The 15,266-nt window shown below is 44.1% G+C and carries 13 protein-coding genes and 3 tRNA genes; 12 read left to right on the top strand and 4 right to left on the bottom strand.

The window, feature by feature from the left end:
• Nucleotides 1-5 precede the first annotated feature (5 nt).
• The 5 genes from pgsA (at nucleotide 6) to XMG59_RS00660 (ending at nucleotide 1,434) form a co-directional block, all read left to right on the top strand.
• Nucleotides 6-572: a CDP-diacylglycerol--glycerol-3-phosphate 3-phosphatidyltransferase gene (pgsA, locus tag XMG59_RS00680; RefSeq protein WP_173480926.1), complete on the top strand. Its 567-nt coding sequence runs from the start codon at nucleotides 6-8 to the stop codon at nucleotides 570-572.
• A 109-nt stretch (nucleotides 573-681) separates the two neighbouring features.
• A tRNA-Gly gene (locus XMG59_RS00675) sits at nucleotides 682-757 on the top strand.
• A gap of 4 nt (nucleotides 758-761) precedes the next feature.
• Nucleotides 762-836 (top strand) — tRNA-Cys (locus XMG59_RS00670).
• 57 nt (nucleotides 837-893) lie between these two features.
• Nucleotides 894-980: transfer RNA gene (locus XMG59_RS00665), tRNA-Leu, on the top strand.
• Nucleotides 981-1,062: 82 nt separating this feature from the next.
• A complete protein-coding gene (locus XMG59_RS00660; RefSeq protein ID WP_173498043.1) occupies nucleotides 1,063-1,434 on the top strand; it encodes a response regulator in 372 nt (123 codons plus the stop codon).
• 22 nt (nucleotides 1,435-1,456) lie between these two features.
• Here the strand turns inward: XMG59_RS00660 and XMG59_RS00655 are convergent, their stop codons facing one another.
• From XMG59_RS00655 to XMG59_RS00645, 3 genes are all read right to left on the bottom strand, one after another.
• The gene (locus tag XMG59_RS00655) at nucleotides 1,457-3,178 is read right to left on the bottom strand and encodes a GGDEF domain-containing phosphodiesterase (RefSeq protein WP_173498042.1); all 1,722 of its coding nucleotides are present in this window, start codon (nucleotides 3,176-3,178) and stop codon (nucleotides 1,457-1,459) included.
• A 66-nt stretch (nucleotides 3,179-3,244) separates the two neighbouring features.
• Nucleotides 3,245-5,017: an EAL domain-containing protein gene (locus XMG59_RS00650; protein WP_173498041.1), complete on the bottom strand. Its 1,773-nt coding sequence runs from the start codon at nucleotides 5,015-5,017 to the stop codon at nucleotides 3,245-3,247.
• Nucleotides 5,018-7,687 carry an ATP-binding protein gene (locus XMG59_RS00645; RefSeq protein WP_173498040.1) on the bottom strand — a complete coding sequence of 890 codons (2,670 nt, stop codon included), beginning with the start codon at nucleotides 7,685-7,687 and terminating at the stop codon, nucleotides 5,018-5,020.
• Between the two features lie 123 nt (nucleotides 7,688-7,810).
• Here XMG59_RS00645 and XMG59_RS00640 point away from each other — a divergent pair, with 123 nt between their 5' ends.
• The 6 genes from XMG59_RS00640 (at nucleotide 7,811) to XMG59_RS00615 (ending at nucleotide 12,702) form a co-directional block, all read left to right on the top strand.
• Nucleotides 7,811-8,680 (top strand): NAD(P)-dependent oxidoreductase, encoded by an 870-nt coding sequence (locus XMG59_RS00640; protein WP_173482491.1) that lies wholly within the window; start codon nucleotides 7,811-7,813, stop codon nucleotides 8,678-8,680.
• 30 nt (nucleotides 8,681-8,710) lie between these two features.
• A complete protein-coding gene (locus XMG59_RS00635; protein WP_173480932.1) occupies nucleotides 8,711-9,046 on the top strand; it encodes a hypothetical protein in 336 nt (111 codons plus the stop codon).
• 57 nt (nucleotides 9,047-9,103) lie between these two features.
• Nucleotides 9,104-10,594: a hybrid sensor histidine kinase/response regulator gene (locus XMG59_RS00630; RefSeq protein WP_173498039.1), complete on the top strand. Its 1,491-nt coding sequence runs from the start codon at nucleotides 9,104-9,106 to the stop codon at nucleotides 10,592-10,594.
• A gap of 42 nt (nucleotides 10,595-10,636) precedes the next feature.
• Nucleotides 10,637-11,284 carry a DNA-binding protein gene (locus XMG59_RS00625; protein ID WP_173495570.1) on the top strand — a complete coding sequence of 216 codons (648 nt, stop codon included), beginning with the start codon at nucleotides 10,637-10,639 and terminating at the stop codon, nucleotides 11,282-11,284.
• A 14-nt stretch (nucleotides 11,285-11,298) separates the two neighbouring features.
• Nucleotides 11,299-11,730: a response regulator gene (locus tag XMG59_RS00620; protein WP_173480935.1), complete on the top strand. Its 432-nt coding sequence runs from the start codon at nucleotides 11,299-11,301 to the stop codon at nucleotides 11,728-11,730.
• 648 nt (nucleotides 11,731-12,378) lie between these two features.
• Nucleotides 12,379-12,702: a zinc ribbon domain-containing protein YjdM gene (locus XMG59_RS00615; protein ID WP_173480936.1), complete on the top strand. Its 324-nt coding sequence runs from the start codon at nucleotides 12,379-12,381 to the stop codon at nucleotides 12,700-12,702.
• 46 nt (nucleotides 12,703-12,748) lie between these two features.
• Here the strand turns inward: XMG59_RS00615 and XMG59_RS00610 are convergent, their stop codons facing one another.
• A complete protein-coding gene (locus XMG59_RS00610; protein ID WP_173498038.1) occupies nucleotides 12,749-13,600 on the bottom strand; it encodes a sulfurtransferase in 852 nt (283 codons plus the stop codon).
• A 92-nt stretch (nucleotides 13,601-13,692) separates the two neighbouring features.
• On the opposite strand from XMG59_RS00610, the gene XMG59_RS00605 reads away from it, so the two are divergent.
• Entirely contained in the window at nucleotides 13,693-15,219 is a 1,527-nt protein-coding gene (locus XMG59_RS00605) for an FMN-binding glutamate synthase family protein (RefSeq protein WP_173498037.1), read from the top strand.
• The last annotated feature ends 47 nt before the right edge of the window (nucleotides 15,220-15,266 follow it).

Below are 15,266 nucleotides of genomic sequence, written 5' to 3'. Positions count from 1 at the left end.
TCTGCATGAATCTACCCAACGTATTAACTCTGTTACGTATTGTTTTAATTCCATTTTTCATCATTGCATACTACTGGCCGACACCTTTTGCCGGTTGGATATCAGCAGGAATCTTTGCCTTAGCGGCCGTTACTGATTGGTTGGATGGTTATCTCGCTCGCAAATGGCAGCAAGAGAGCAGCTTTGGGGCATTCCTTGACCCTGTGGCCGATAAGTTAATGGTCGCTGCGGCTTTGATTTTACTGGTCGATACCTATGGACGTCTCTTTTCTGATTGGCCTGCCATTCTCTCGATTCCAGCCATCATCATAGTCGGTCGTGAAATCGTGATCTCTGCATTGCGTGAATGGATGGCTGAAATAGGGGAGCGCGCTCAGGTTGCCGTCTCTATGATTGGTAAAGCTAAAACAGCCCTTCAAATGCTAGCCATCTTTATCATGATTGGTGCTGCGCCCGGAACGACTCTGGCCTGGATCGGGGTCGGTATTCTCTATGCTGCTGCGCTACTAACGCTATGGTCTATGTTTGTCTACCTGCGTGCTGCTTGGCCACACCTTAAACCTAATCAGTGATAGGCCTTAAAGTCGAGTAAGTGGTTATTTTTTAAGCAGATCTAATTTCAATCTAGCGATTGACAGGGTGGGTGAAGCGTCTATAATACGCGCCACTTGTTCAGCAAGTGCGGGAATAGCTCAGTTGGTAGAGCGCAACCTTGCCAAGGTTGAGGTCGCGAGTTCGAGCCTCGTTTCCCGCTCCAATATGGCGAGTTGGCAGAGCGGTGATGCAAATGATTGCAAATCATTACTAGGCCGGTTCGACTCCGGTGCTCGCCTCCATATTCTCTTCCTAAAGATCTCTCTTTAGGGATGTATCAAACGATACACATCATCAATGCCCTGGTGGTGGAATTGGTAGACACAGCAGACTTAAAATCTGCCGGCCGTTAGGCTGTACCGGTTCAAGTCCGGTCCGGGGCACCATTTTTATCTACTTTTTCTTGTCTACTTTCAACTTCTTGCTAAACTGAATTTACTTTTAACATTCTTATTAAGCAGTTGAGATATGTCCAAAAAAACCATCCTTTGCATTGACGATGACTCGTTTACCCTTGCTCAGATCCGTGATGCTTTGGAGTCTGATTATAAATTGGTCTGTGCAGTTGATCCTGAAGTGGGACTTTCGTTAGCGGTCAAACGCCAACCCGATCTGATTCTGCTTGATGTCAATATGCCGGGAATGAATGGATTAGAGTTGGCTGATCTGCTCGACAAAATCACTATGACCAGCAATATACCCGTGATTTTCCTGAGTGCATTTGCTAGCCCTGAGATACAGGAGCGTGCAGAGCAGTTAGATGCGAAGGCGTTTTTAACTAAGCCATGTAACGGTCGTTACATTAAAGAGATGGTCGCTAAGTTTTTAGAGACTGAGTAGACATCTTGTTAGATCGCACTCTCTAAGCTGAGTAGCGATCTAACATCTCCTGCGAGCTTAACGGTTTGCTGAAAAAGTAGCCTTGAATGTAATCGCAACCCAGCTCTTTGAGAGCAAGCAGTTGCTCCTCTTGTTCCACACCCTCAGCGATCACTTTGATACCCAATGATTTGGACATTTGAATAATGGCCTTACAGACGGAGAGGTTTCGTCTGTTTTCGGGTAGCCCGTCGATGAAAATTTTATCAATTTTCAGGTAATCAATTTTAAAGTCCAGAAGATATGATAACGCAGAGTAACCGGTACCGAAGTCATCCAACGCCAGCTCAATCTGATTTTGTGAACAGTACCCCATTAAATCATTGAGCTTTTCAGACGGAAGAAAGAGCGAGCCTTCCGTCAATTCAAGCCGTAACTTGAGTAGTTTTCCTTGGTTTAAGTTAGAGAGGAGATTGATGATATCTGAACTACTATCTTCACCTGTATTAAGGCTTCGTGCAGAGACGTTCACAGAGAAAACAGGCAAAGGGTCGATAACGGTTTGCCACTGCTGAGCGGCCTCAATCATCTTATGAAAAACTCGCTCATCCAACTGCGCAATAATACCTATCTCTTCTGCAATTTGAATAAACTCATCTGGTGAAATCTGGCCATAGTAGGGGTGATGCCACCGCGCTAAGGCTTCAACACTGTATAGCTGCTCTGTATCACAACTAATAATTGGCTGATACATCACCTCAATTTGTTCGTCTGCAACCGCCTGTTTTAGATCTGCGATCAGTGTTTGACGCCTAATCGAAGCGGTCGTCATTTCAGGTGAATAGAAAACAAATTGATTGTCTCCGAGCTGTTTTGCTCGATAGAGCGCCTGCTCAGTAAACTTCAGCAGGTCGGTTGCATCAAGCGCATCTGATGGAAATTCAGCCGCACCAATACAGCAGGAGATATCGTATTGCTGATTTTGATAGAAAAATGGTGCTTGAATGTTGGATCGAATTTTAATCGCTAAATCGACTATGTTGGTTTTATTCTTTTGATTATCGATGAGCAACAGGAACTCATCACTACCGACTCGCGCCACTATGTCATGGTCAGACACATTATTATGAATGCATTCAGCAACATGAATCAGTATCGCATCGCCGCAACCATGACCGTAACTGTCATTAAACGATTTAAACCGATCTATATCCAGTGCAAGTAGTGTGTAGCGGTGCCCAGTATTAGCCTCGTGAATAGATGAATTCAAACAACCCACAAAGTAATTACGATTAGGTAGTCCAGTCAGGGCATCATAGTTTGTGTGTTGCCAGATGAGCTTTTCACGACGCTTATCTTTGGTGATGTCTCGACCAAAACCAATCAACCCGACAATTTTTCCATCACTGTTCCTAAGGGGTAACTTTGAACAAAGATTAAATGTCTCACCGCCCTTAGGCCAGGTTTCAGTATAGAGTTTGGCAAGCAGTGGCTCACCAGTCTGCATAAGGTCCAACTCTTCCTGTCTCATCGCTTCTGCATGTTCAGCAGTGTAAAAGTCAAAATCACTCTTGCCCAGTATTTGGTCAACCTCTTTTAGCCCATAATGTAGGGCTAGGTTCCTATTTGCGTAAATCAAGGTTGACGAGAGATCTTTAATAAATACCTGATCGAAACAGTTTTCTAGTATCACGTTCAACAGTGGCTGATCCCTGAACCACTCAGTCGTTAGGGAATCCACAATTTGTGTTGTGTAGCGCGACATATAATCAGCCTTGATGGTTAACTACCTTAAGCATAGTCGATTATTAGAAAGTTGCTTACCTCTTTGCTAAGAGAAAGAATATTGTCTATTCGCGCTGGTCACTAATGGCTGCGGTGGGAACTCATTTGGTAGTAGGGGTGCATCAAATAGATAACCTTGTCCCTCTTCACACCCCATATTTACGAGCATTCTGTACTGCTCTTTAGTCTCTATACCCTCAGCGACTACCACCAGATCAAAGGTATGCGCTAAAGCAATGATTGCTTGAACTAAGCGTCGCGATTTTTCAGAAAAAGTCATCTGATCGATAAAGCATCGATCAATTTTTAACGTATCCAAAGGTAAATTTTGAAGATAAGAGAGAGAAGAGAAACCTGTCCCAAAATCATCCATCGCAATGGATATGCCTAATTGACGAATCTCATTAAGAACTGAGATTGCATAGTCGACATTAGAGATGAACATAGACTCTGTAATCTCAATTTGAATTTGAGAGGGTGAGACGCCATGTTTGACCAATGTTGATTGCACAAATGATATAAAGTTTGGGTTGAATAGCTGAATAGGCGATGCGTTTATCGCCAATGTAAAGTCCATGCCGACTCGTCCCGATTTAAGCCAGCTGTTAAGTTGTTTGACTGACTCATCAAACGCCCATTCACCAATTTCATTGATCATGCCAATTCGCTCCGCAATGGGAATGAACAGCTCTGGTGAAATTTTGCCAAGGTTGCTATTTTCCCATCTTAATAACGCCTCAGCGCCGATGACAGATCCTTTGCTGATCGAAACCTTAGGTTGGTAAGTTAGATAGAGCTCTTTATTGATGATGGCACGTCTCAATTCAGATTCAATCTTTGCTTCGTGATTGTTCGAGTCATCCATCTGTTGGTCGTAGGCATCATAATCTAGGCCGCTATTAAGACAGGGAACAGCCAGTACCGCTCTCCGGATTAATTCACCGGGTTGTTTAATCAGTCCTTTAGATACAGCGAATCCAATTCGGACAGAAAGTTTATAGTGCAGTGTGCCGATTTCATGAATACCGGTTAACAATCGATGCATGCGTCTTGCGAATTGCTCTTCGAAAGCAGGGTCAATTTCAGTCTCTTTAATCGCGATAAATTGATTGGCATTCCAAGCACCGATCATTGCGACCTGATTAGCAGCTGACTCCGATATAAGCTTGGCGAGCGTTTGCATGGCTCGATCGTATATCTCATAGCCGTACGTTTTTGCTAAAGCATCCGCTCCATCTATTTCAATAAAGTAGGCCGTTAAGTCCTTCTCTAGCGCAAACTCTTCAAAGATATGTTTCTGAATTGCTCTTCGGTTAGGCAATCCAGTGGTTTCATCGGTGTAACCCAGGGCTTTCAGAGAGGCAATATCATCATCCGCTATGTAAGCATTGATATAAGTTGAGTCAGAGGCTGTTCTAACCGAACCCAATGTCGTTTTTAGAATATTGCTGATGCGTTCAATAATCAGCTGATGATCAAAGGGTTTATTTAAAAACTCGACCGCCCCTAATGCCAGCGCTTTTGTGCGGGTCTCCATATCAGTTTGCGCGGTTAGCACTATGATGGGAGGCCGTTTGTTGGGCATTGCTTCGTCCAATTGTTGCATGACTTCAAAGCCATTCATGCCAGGCATTCGAATATCTAGAAGTATCAGGTCTGGCAGGCTCTGTTTTGTCTCTTGAAGAACCTGTAAGGGGTCTGTTAAAGACCTTAGGTGGGTAAAACCCTGATCCTCTAATAGATCTTCTAAAAGAAGTACGTTCGCTTCGTTGTCATCAACTATGAGGATATTGGCGTCAAGAATGTTTTCGCGGCTCATTTAATTTACCTCCTCAAAGTAGTCATCAATTAGGTCGTAAAATTTAGGTATATCGATCGGCTTGGTTAGGTAGTGATCAAATCCCTCGTTTAAGCCTCGTTTAACATCGTTTGGCATAGCATTGGCCGATAGCGCGATGCAGGGAGTGCCCTCCAAACTTGGCTCCTGTTTGAGGCGTTTTAATAACTGAAATCCATCCATTCCCGGCATATTGATATCAAGAATAATAAGATCAGGCCGATGGGTTTTAGCCATCTCTAAACCCAGGAAGGGCTCATGAGCAACGACAAGATTTATGCTTTCAAAATCTTCAAAAATATCCTGCATGAGTCGCTGATTGGCTGGATTATCTTCAACGTAAAGAACAACCTTTTCTGATTGGCTCGCTAGATCAGTATTGAGTTGATCATTTTGTACCTTGCCGGATGTGAATGAGTCACTCTTAACCTGGCAGTTAGCCAGTGGTAGCGTTACAGTGAAGGTACTTCCGGTGTGATCGCTTTTCACATCGATCGTACCATTCATATATTCGACAACCTTTCTTGTTAGCGCTAGCCCGACACCGGTTCCCTCTATGCCAGAGTTTTCTGCATTGCTTCGATTGAATGGCTCAAATATATGATCAATCTGATCATCGCTGATACCGATCCCGGTATCCTGAACATGCACGAGTACTGATTGGTCAACCACCTCCCAAGACAACTCAACTGAACCTTGTTGGCGGTTGTATTTAATGGCGTTGGAGAGCAGGTTGATCAGTACCTGTTTGAGTCTGGTGTAGTCTGCCATCGCCTCAATATGCTGTGCGTTAGCTTTAACCAGAATAGAGATACCACTCTTGTCCGCTAGTGGCTGCAGCACCTCTAGGGTTTCATTGGCAACGCTATCGACCAGCGTAGGTTCTAGTGAAATTGAGAGCTTACCCGCTTCAATTTTGGCAAGATCTAAAATGTCATTGATCAGTGTCAGAAGATGCTTACCACTCGAGTTGATTTGGTGCACATGTTTTGACTGCTTCTCATTGAGAGGGGTCTTTCTATTAGCTTGGAGCAGTTCTGAGAAGCCAATGATTGAGTTCAGTGGTGTTCTTAACTCATGGCTCATAGAGCTTAAGAATTCACTCTTAGCACGGCTTGCATCTTCGATTAGATCCTTCGCTGCTTCAAGCTCCGCTGTGAAACGTTCCCGCTCATTCATCTGACGGTAGAGCTGAATCAGTAAAGAGCAGGTGGCAACAAAGGGTTCTAACCAATTGACCAGCTCATCATTCAGCTCTGATTCTGAGTTGGCAATGGCGATCATGTCTAGCGTTTTATCACCTTGTTTAATAGGCATTCCTAGCAAATTATGCAGAGGAGGGTGTCCATCAGGTAGACCGCGTCGACCCGGTGCTGTGGCGGGTGATTCTGTTAAGACCACCTCGCCTTGAGCAAACACACGACCTAACAGGGATTTCGTGTTAGTTACCCGACTCGAACCTGCTAAGAATTTTTGCATCAAACTTTTCGACTCTTTACCCCAGGAGAGATCAGTTAAAGAGTGAACGATCAGTTCAGGTTCTGACTTGCTTGGATCCACCTCACCAATCAGCGCATATTCGCTATTGGTTAACTCGCGTAATGACTCCTGCAGAAAAGACCATATAGAGTTACCACTGATCAGCGCTTCATAATCAGTTAGACCTTTATGAAGCTTATCCAACAGCATGCTTTGTCGCTCTAACTCACGCTCTTTGCGCTTAGTTTCACGAAGATCCGTCACTATCCCAATGAACTCATTTTGAGATTGGTCATCAATAACCACTTCACTGACGGCCAGATGTATGGGTATCAGCTCGCCACTTTTACTGATGGCTGATACTTCACGACCTTCACCGATCACCGAACTGTTGTGAGTGGCATTTTGGCGCTTATCACGGTCGTAATGTTTTAGGTATCCATCATGGTGTTTAGCAATATCCTTAGGCATCAACATTGATATGTTTTGACCTACAAGCTCGTCGATAGAGTAGCCAAATAGAGATTCAGCTTTTTTGTTAGCATCCTCGATAATGCCGCGGTGACTGATCCGAATAACGGCAGCGGCTGCATTCGATACAAGGCTTGATTGCCTAGCCAATTCACGGCGAAGAAGATCACGTGAACTAATAATCTCTCTGTTTTTCTCTTCGTTATCTTTTTGTCGCACATGTAAGGCGATGAGAGCCTCAGCCTGCAGGGCAAAAGAGTTTAGAAGCTCCTTCTGCTCCTCAGTAAACTGGCGTGGCTTTGTATCAATGACACAGAACGAACCTAGACAGAAACCATTAGTGTCGTGTATTGGGGTGCCGCAATAGAAGCGTATGTTTGGCGCTCCGATCACCAGTGGATTATCATGAAAGTCAGGATGTTCAAGGGCATTACGCACCTCGAGTAGTTTGTGATCGTGAACCACATGGGAACAAAAAGCTTCATCACGACCGGTTTCACAAACATCTAATCCGTAAATGGATTTAAACCACTGTCGCTTACTATCTATTATTGAGACAGCGCAGATAGGGGTATTAAAAATATGAGCCGCCTGAGCTGTAAGCTGATCGAAATAGAGGTCACTGGGCGTATCGAGTAGACCAATGGATTTTAAGCTAGCAATGCGTTGAGTTTCATCTTCAGGGTGAGCGGCGATTCTCATAAAACACCTTTTATCAATCGGTTTAAAGTTCACCCAAACTGCATGTGTCGTAAATTCACATATAAGGTGTTTATTAACAAATTAGTACAAAAATAAAAAAGTGCTAAAAATTTTGAGGTAATTATGTCTAAGATCTCTCTTCTTGGGATTGGCCTAATGGGCTTGCCTATGGCAAAGCGCTTGTTGAGTGAGGGTGTAGAGTTAACCGTCTGGAACAGAACGCAAGAGAAATGCTTGTCCTTAAAAGAGGATGGCGCCGCTGTTGCCGAAGACCTTAGCGAAGTCGCACAGAGCGATATCATTATTACCATGCTAGCTGATGGCCAGGTCGTCGAAGAGGTTATCTCTATGCTACTGCCTCAACTCACGAAACAGCATCTGGTGATCGATATGAGCTCAACATCGCAAAAAGAGGTCATCAGCATCGCTGACAAAGTTGAATCAACCGGTGCACGTTTCATAGATGCACCTGTGTCAGGAGGAGTGAAAGGCGCCGAAGAGGGTACACTGGCCATTATGGCAGGAAGTCGTGATGAGCGAACATTCGAAGAGGCCAATGTCGTTTTTTCATCAATGGGGCGAGCCACAAGAGTAGGGGATGTAGGATCTGGTCAGCTATCTAAACTGGCCAATCAGGCTATAGTAGGCGGTACCATCGCTATTGTATCGGAGGCTGTATTGCTGCTGGAACGAGCAGGCGTTGATTCTGAAGCCTTTAGACGCGCACTGTCAGGCGGGTTTGCTGATAGCACCATCCTTCAGTTACACGGTAAGCGTATGAGCGAACGAACATTTGAACCGGGCGGCAAAGTCACAACTCAACTCAAAGATGAGAAAAATGTTCTCGAAGCTGCGCAATCATTGAACTTAGAGCTGCCTGTTACAAAAGCCATTTATGAGCGGTATCAAGATCTTTCTGAGAATATGGGTAAAGGTGACTTAGATCACTCTGCGCTTTTCCTACAGTTACTCAAAATTAATAATTTAGGCTAGAATGCAATAAAACACTCTAGGGGAAATAGCATGCAGGGCAGTAAAGTCGTAAGTAAAAGCGCTTTGAAAGTGTATGTCCGTATGCATGATGGGGCCCGTCTAGTCGGAGCATTCTATCTAGCCCCAGGGGAGCGACTTCAAGATATTATGAATGATGACCGCTCCTTCATCCCACTCTACCTAGACGACACCAAAGAGAACAACCCGGTTGTGATGATATCTAAACGTTATGTCTCTCAAGTTGAAGAGATAAAGGACAGTAGAGACAATTCATCAACAACCACGAACACCAATCGTCCGATGAACTTTACCCTAGCGGATGAGCAAAACTCGCCTGACTCATTAAAAAAATTAGAGCTCGAGTAGCGATTGGCATAATTCCTGCTATGTTTTAACTAAAGTTATTAGTTAAAGCAGTGACCATTGAAGCAGAATCGATCAAACAATCATCAAATCGAGTCAGACACGCAATATACAAAGTTGTGTAAAGCCTTTGATTCACTCGATGAATCTCAATTTGATATTGTCATAGACTCTAGTACTGAGAAGGTTCATTTAGATGCCAGGGCTCAGCAGTTTTTTGTCTTATCAACACCTCTACCTCTGAATCAGTTCGACGCTTATTTCACCCCAGCTAATAAACTCATTGAAACGGCACCAATACGGTCTGGCACCAACTTTCGATACAGAGGAATTGATAAAGAGGTGCATTATCTGTCAGCCTATGAAACGAGAACAGAAACTGCGCCTCATTTAAAACATATTCGCTTTAAGCGTATCGATCTCTTTGATCCATCAAAACTGACCGAAATCGAAGAGAAATTGATCAATCAGAGACAATTGTTCGCCATCATCTCTCACGAGATGAGAACGCCTGTCGCTACCCTGCAAATGCTTATTGAAGATCTAGAGCAGGGTGCTCCTAGTCCAAAACATACAGAACAGATGAAAAATACCGTTGATCATCTGATGTCTGTACTGCAGGACATGACGCAAGCCGTTAATCCTGAAAGGGCGCTGCCAATAAGCAAGACAGCATTCCATCCTAATCAGCTATTAATCGATGCTCACTCACAGTTGACAAGGTTAGCTGAGCTCAACGGCATGGTTGTGAAATTAGAGCTCATAGATAACAAAAATATAAGGCTTGAGTCAGATAAACAACGCATAAAAATCATAGCGTTAAATCTGATAAAGAATGCAATACATCACTCTAAAGGCAGCACAATTAATGTGAAGGTTGAGTGGATACAAAGAGTAGATAAGGGTTACTTGGTGCTCACTGTATCTGACGATGGCCAAGGAATACCGAAAGAGGCAACCAATAAGATATTTGAGCCGTTTGAAAGGCTGGGCACAAAGGTTGATGGCAGTGGCCTTGGTTTGTTTATTGTAAGGCAATCACTCAACGAGCTGCATGGCGACGTTGATGTCGATCGAAATGAGCAGGGTGGCGCTCGTTTTGTTGTCAAGATACCTATGGTTGATCTTAATGCAAAGCAGTCTGAGCCAGTGTTTAGACAAGAATCTAAAGATACTGGAGATCTGCTTAAGCGCCTTAACCTACTGGTCGTTGAGGACGACCCCATCATAAGAATGGTCTCTAAAAACCTACTGGGTAAATTAGTAAACCAGGTGGATGTCGCGGAAAATGGCCATCTAGGATACGAAATGGCGACTCGCAAAGAGTATGACCTCATTCTAAGTGATTTCTTTATGCCGGTACTGGATGGCCGGCAAATGATCCAAAAGCTAAGAAAAGAGGGTGTGTCTGTACCCATAGTGGCAGTGACTGCCGCCGTCATGGGGCAGGAGTCTGAGGCACTACTCGATGCCGGTGCGAATAAAGTCATCGCAAAACCCATATCAATGAATACCTTTCTGGAAGTTGTTGAGCAGTGTGTTGCTAGATAACAGCTCGTCTTATCTATATAGTACGTATTTTAAATATGTATTATGTATCAAATGACCAGTATAAAACGCGAACAAGTCTACGAAATTGCCGACGAACTGCTAAGGCAGGGCATCAAACCCACCCAACAAAATGTCAGAGACAGACTCGGGTCTGGCTCATTAACCACAATTAACAAAGCACTCAATGAGTGGTGGAGCGGGTTAGGGCAGAGATTAGACGCGCAAGCCAGTGGCTACGATCTTCCAGAGCCTGTTATTAAGCTCGCCAGCAAGATCTGGACGGATGCGATTGCCTACGCAAACCGAGCCAGTGAAAGCAAGCACAAAGAGGCTGACGAAGAGCGCAAGAAACTCACAGAAGAGCTGTCAACAATTGACAGTAAATATACCCAACAAATAGTTGATTTAAATACTATTATTAGCGAAAGAAATAACGAGATCAGCAAGCTTAAAATGGAATTGAACCAGGCTGTAACCAATCTTGGTAATGAGCGAGATCAGTCATACAGGGCAGCCAAAGCCTTAATGGATGCTGAGACCAAGCTAAAGCAATCCGAAGCGGGCGTACACAACAATGAGGGCTTGCTTGAAGCACAAGTACGGTTGAAAATACAGGCCGAAGAGATTGCGCGCCTTAATGCTGAAGTGTTGAGATTATCGACAGAAAACGCGCAGCTGAAGCTTAAATAGAGACCGGAAATAGCATGCTCATTCACGTTAAACCCTGTGCGGACACCGATAAGCTCAAGAAAATTGTTACGAACAGCAATCCTGGAGACAATATCAATGTCTCTAGCTTGCAGCAATTTGAGCAGCTCAAAGGTCTAATCATTGATGCAAGGGCGATAGATCTTAAGCTATCACTGATTGATGATGATGGTTATGTGCTAAAACAGATCTCCACTAAGCGTCGAGATATCCAGAGTAGCGCCGCAAAGAGCCCAGGCTTCACAGCACGCCAAATGTCCGTTATCTCTGCGCTAGAGCGCGTCATGACGCTTCTCGACAAGGAGGGGATCAACCTAATCGGCTACAGTGACGAGCTGGTCGCAACCATTGCAGATGACTCATCATTGCAAACTGGTGAGCTTGCTATCGACATAGACACCAAGGGCATCTACAAAGGCGCTTTGTAAGGTTCTTATTCGCTTTGTGGCAAAAGATAGAGGTAGGGATCTCCTGCCTTTTATTTATAATACTATATTTAACATAATATATATTATACGTATCTTTATATATGGTTATTGCAGTAGCTATGTTTAGGTAATTATTCGCTAACCTAATACTGAAAGACCGATAAAAACCATCAGATCAACACATCTAATAGCGCCTAAAAAGAATCAATCACCACCCTTAAGGCTTAATAAGCACTGAAAACCGATTGACCCCAACCAAACCATTGGCTGTTGATAGTTGTGTTAATCAATCTGAGGATCACTTGTGTGCAAACAATCACATTCAGAGCTTGTAGCGCCTTCCGTCATATATTTGCGTAAGGGTTAAAAACAGTTGAGCTTATCTAACCTTTAACGAAAATTGCCTTATCTCCTTTATTTAAATATTTAAAAACAGCTGTTTACCGAACAAAACAATAATCAACCTTATTTTTATACCCCTTTATCTTCGCGCGTATCTAAGCCTGCTAACCGCCGTTATTTGGCTCTATTAAAATGATTCATGATGCTTTTAGGTGAGGATTGATACGGTTTTTCAGTGTGGATAACTTTTATGAACTGCTTTAAATCAGGTATGATTAATCCCTTATTTTTATTAAGGAATTTCCGATGTCAGACTCATACCCAGCTTGCCCTGAATGCTCCTCTCCATATGCCTATGAAGATCAAGGACAACTTGTCTGCCCTGAATGCGGATATGAGTGGGATCCCAATGCAGCGGCTGAGTCTGAAGACCTGCTGATTGTTAAAGATGCAAACGGTAATCAGCTGCAAGAAGGTGATTCTGTAACCTTGATTAAAGATCTTAAAGTCAAAGGTGGTGGTACAGAGAAAGTTGGCACTAAATTCCAAGTTCGACGTTTAGTAGACGGGGATCACAATATCGATTGTGGCAAATTGATGCTGAAATCAGAGTTCGTTAAAAAGGCCTAAAGTATTAAGGTGTCAGGCTTTTGGCCTGACACCCTGCCCTGACTGTTTAATTCCCAGTTTCAACACCCCTATTGGGATCTCTAATCCACTCAGACCAGGATCCTGGGTAGACACTGACTGGTGGCAGTCCCGCCAACTCAATGCAGAAACGACTTAAACAAGCGGTTACACCAGAACCACACATCAGGATTGGATCCTGCGCTTTATAGTCACCCAGCTTGTGGCGATAGATCTGTTGTAGTTGGTCTGCAGATAGAAATTGTCCTTCAGCGTTGTAGTTATCAGACAGTGGAATGTTCTTTGCATTTGGTACATGCCCAGCAACCGGATCAATGGGCTCTACCTCACCTCTGAAGCGCTCTGCAGCACGGACATCGGCAATAATACGATCCTGCAGTTTAGAAGCCTTAATAACATCATCAACATCAACAACGGATTCCAAGCTCTCCTTAACCGTTAAATCACCCTTTTGATTTCTAGGTGGCGCTTCTGTTGTGACCTTTCCGCCCTGCTGTTTCCAAGCGTTAATGTCACCTTCAAGAATGGCTACAGACTCATGACCTATCCATCGACACATCCACCAGAAACGAGCCGCAAACAGACCAGCCGAATTATCATAGGCAATCAGCTGTGTATTCTCAGAAACACCACAGGACCTTAGAAACTGTGCAAACGACTCCTTTGATGGCAATGGGTGTCTTCCGCTTGTGGCCGTGATTGGAGAGGACATGACCTCATCTAAGTTAACGTAGAAAGCACCTTCAATATGCTCTTCATCGTACTCTTGCTGCCCTGCTTCTGGATTCATCAGATCAAAACGGCAGTCAAAAATAACCGTTTCACAATCCAACGGAATCAACTCTTTCGTACTCATTAACGTCGTCAAAGGGTTAGTCACTTTCTGTTCCCTGCTCTATGATAAATGGATAAGAAATTTAACATTTGATTAATCTCTTCGTGTTAAGTTAAAGCAAATAGATTGAGGTGTATATGGGTATTATTGCTGGATTTTTTGATTTCATTCTGAGCTATCTACCAGGCGTCATTCTTCTGATTTTTGTCTCTGGTCTTATCTTGCTTTATGTCAGTGATCGTCATCAGGTTGACCACACCATTCGTCGTAACTACCCCGTTGTTGGGCGACTACGTTACATGTTTGAGGAGATGGGCGTCTTTTTCAGGCAGTATTTCTTTGCTCAAGATCGTGAGGAGATGCCCTTTAACCGTGCCGATAGAACTTGGGTGTATCAGGCGGCAAAGCAGGAATCTACTCTTCAAGCCTTTGGTTCTACGCGCCTTCAACATGAAGGGGATGTTCTCTTTGCGAACTCGATCTTTCCCTACACGGGCAATGAAGAGCCTCAACAACAGGTATTTGGCCCCTACTGTCCCAACCCCTACGCCACAGACAAGGTGTTTCATATTTCAGGTATGAGCTTTGGTGCTATTTCAAAACCCGCTGTCAAAGCGCTCGTTGCAGGCGCACGTGAAGCCGGTATTTGGATTAACACGGGTGAAGGAGGAGCTTCCACAGAGCATCTTCAAGGTGGAGCGGATGTGGTCTACCAAATTGGTACCGCAAAGTATGGCGTACGTAACTCAGATGGCTCATTAAGTGAAGAGAAGCTGAAGGTCGTTGCAGAAAACTCAAATGTTAAAATGTTTGAGATTAAGCTCTCTCAGGGCGCCAAGCCCGGTAAAGGCGGCATACTCCCGGCTGACAAAGTGACTGCTGAGATTGCTGCACAGCGAGGCATTCCTGAGGGTAAAGCCAGCATTTCCCCGCCTACCCATCAAGAAATTCAGAATTATGACGACCTTTACAATTTCATTAGGCACGTCAGATTAGTGACCGAAAAACCCGTAGGCATCAAACTCTGTGTGGGTAATATTTCAGAGTTCAGGGAGATGCTTACCGCCTTAACGAGTAGAGCTTCGGCGGCTGCCGCAGATATAGCTGATAGCCAATCAAAGCAAAGCGCGTTTGATGATGTGATTAACGCCTATGCCCCTGATTTTATCACTCTAGATGGGGGTAACGGCGGTACAGGGGCAGCGCCCATGTCTCTTATCGATGCCGCGGGTATGAACTTGCAAGAATCACTCCCCTTAGTCTCTAACATTCTGACTGAGTTAAACCTAAAAGAACGGATAAAATTGGTCGCCTCAGGCAAGTTGATTACTCCTGTTGATGTAGCTTGGGCCCTTTGTGCCGGTGCAGATGCTGTCACAACAGCCCGAGGCTTCATGTTCTCGTTGGGATGTATACAAGCTTTGCAGTGTCATAAAAACTCCTGTCCAACCGGAATCACGACGCATGATAAGCGACTTCAAGCGGGTCTAGATCCCGTCAACAAATCAGTTCGTGTTGCTGCTTATGCTAAAGAGATGCACAAAGAGCTTGAGACCATCGCTAAGAGCTGTGGGGTCTCTTCCCCCTCTAAACTGAGCCGAAAAAATGCTCTGATCTACACCTCTAATCAACACGCTAAGCCAATGGATGAAGTGTATCGATAGTTTTTGACCTGATATTGATTTTGATCATACATCTAATCCTTGATACA

Origin of the sequence: Marinobacterium sp. xm-g-59 (genome assembly GCF_013283315.1) — a bacterium.
Lineage (GTDB): Bacteria > Pseudomonadota > Gammaproteobacteria > Pseudomonadales > Balneatricaceae > Marinobacterium_E.
The sequence above is the reverse complement of the archived record's forward strand: the minus strand, read 5'-3'. Positions and strand labels throughout refer to the sequence as shown.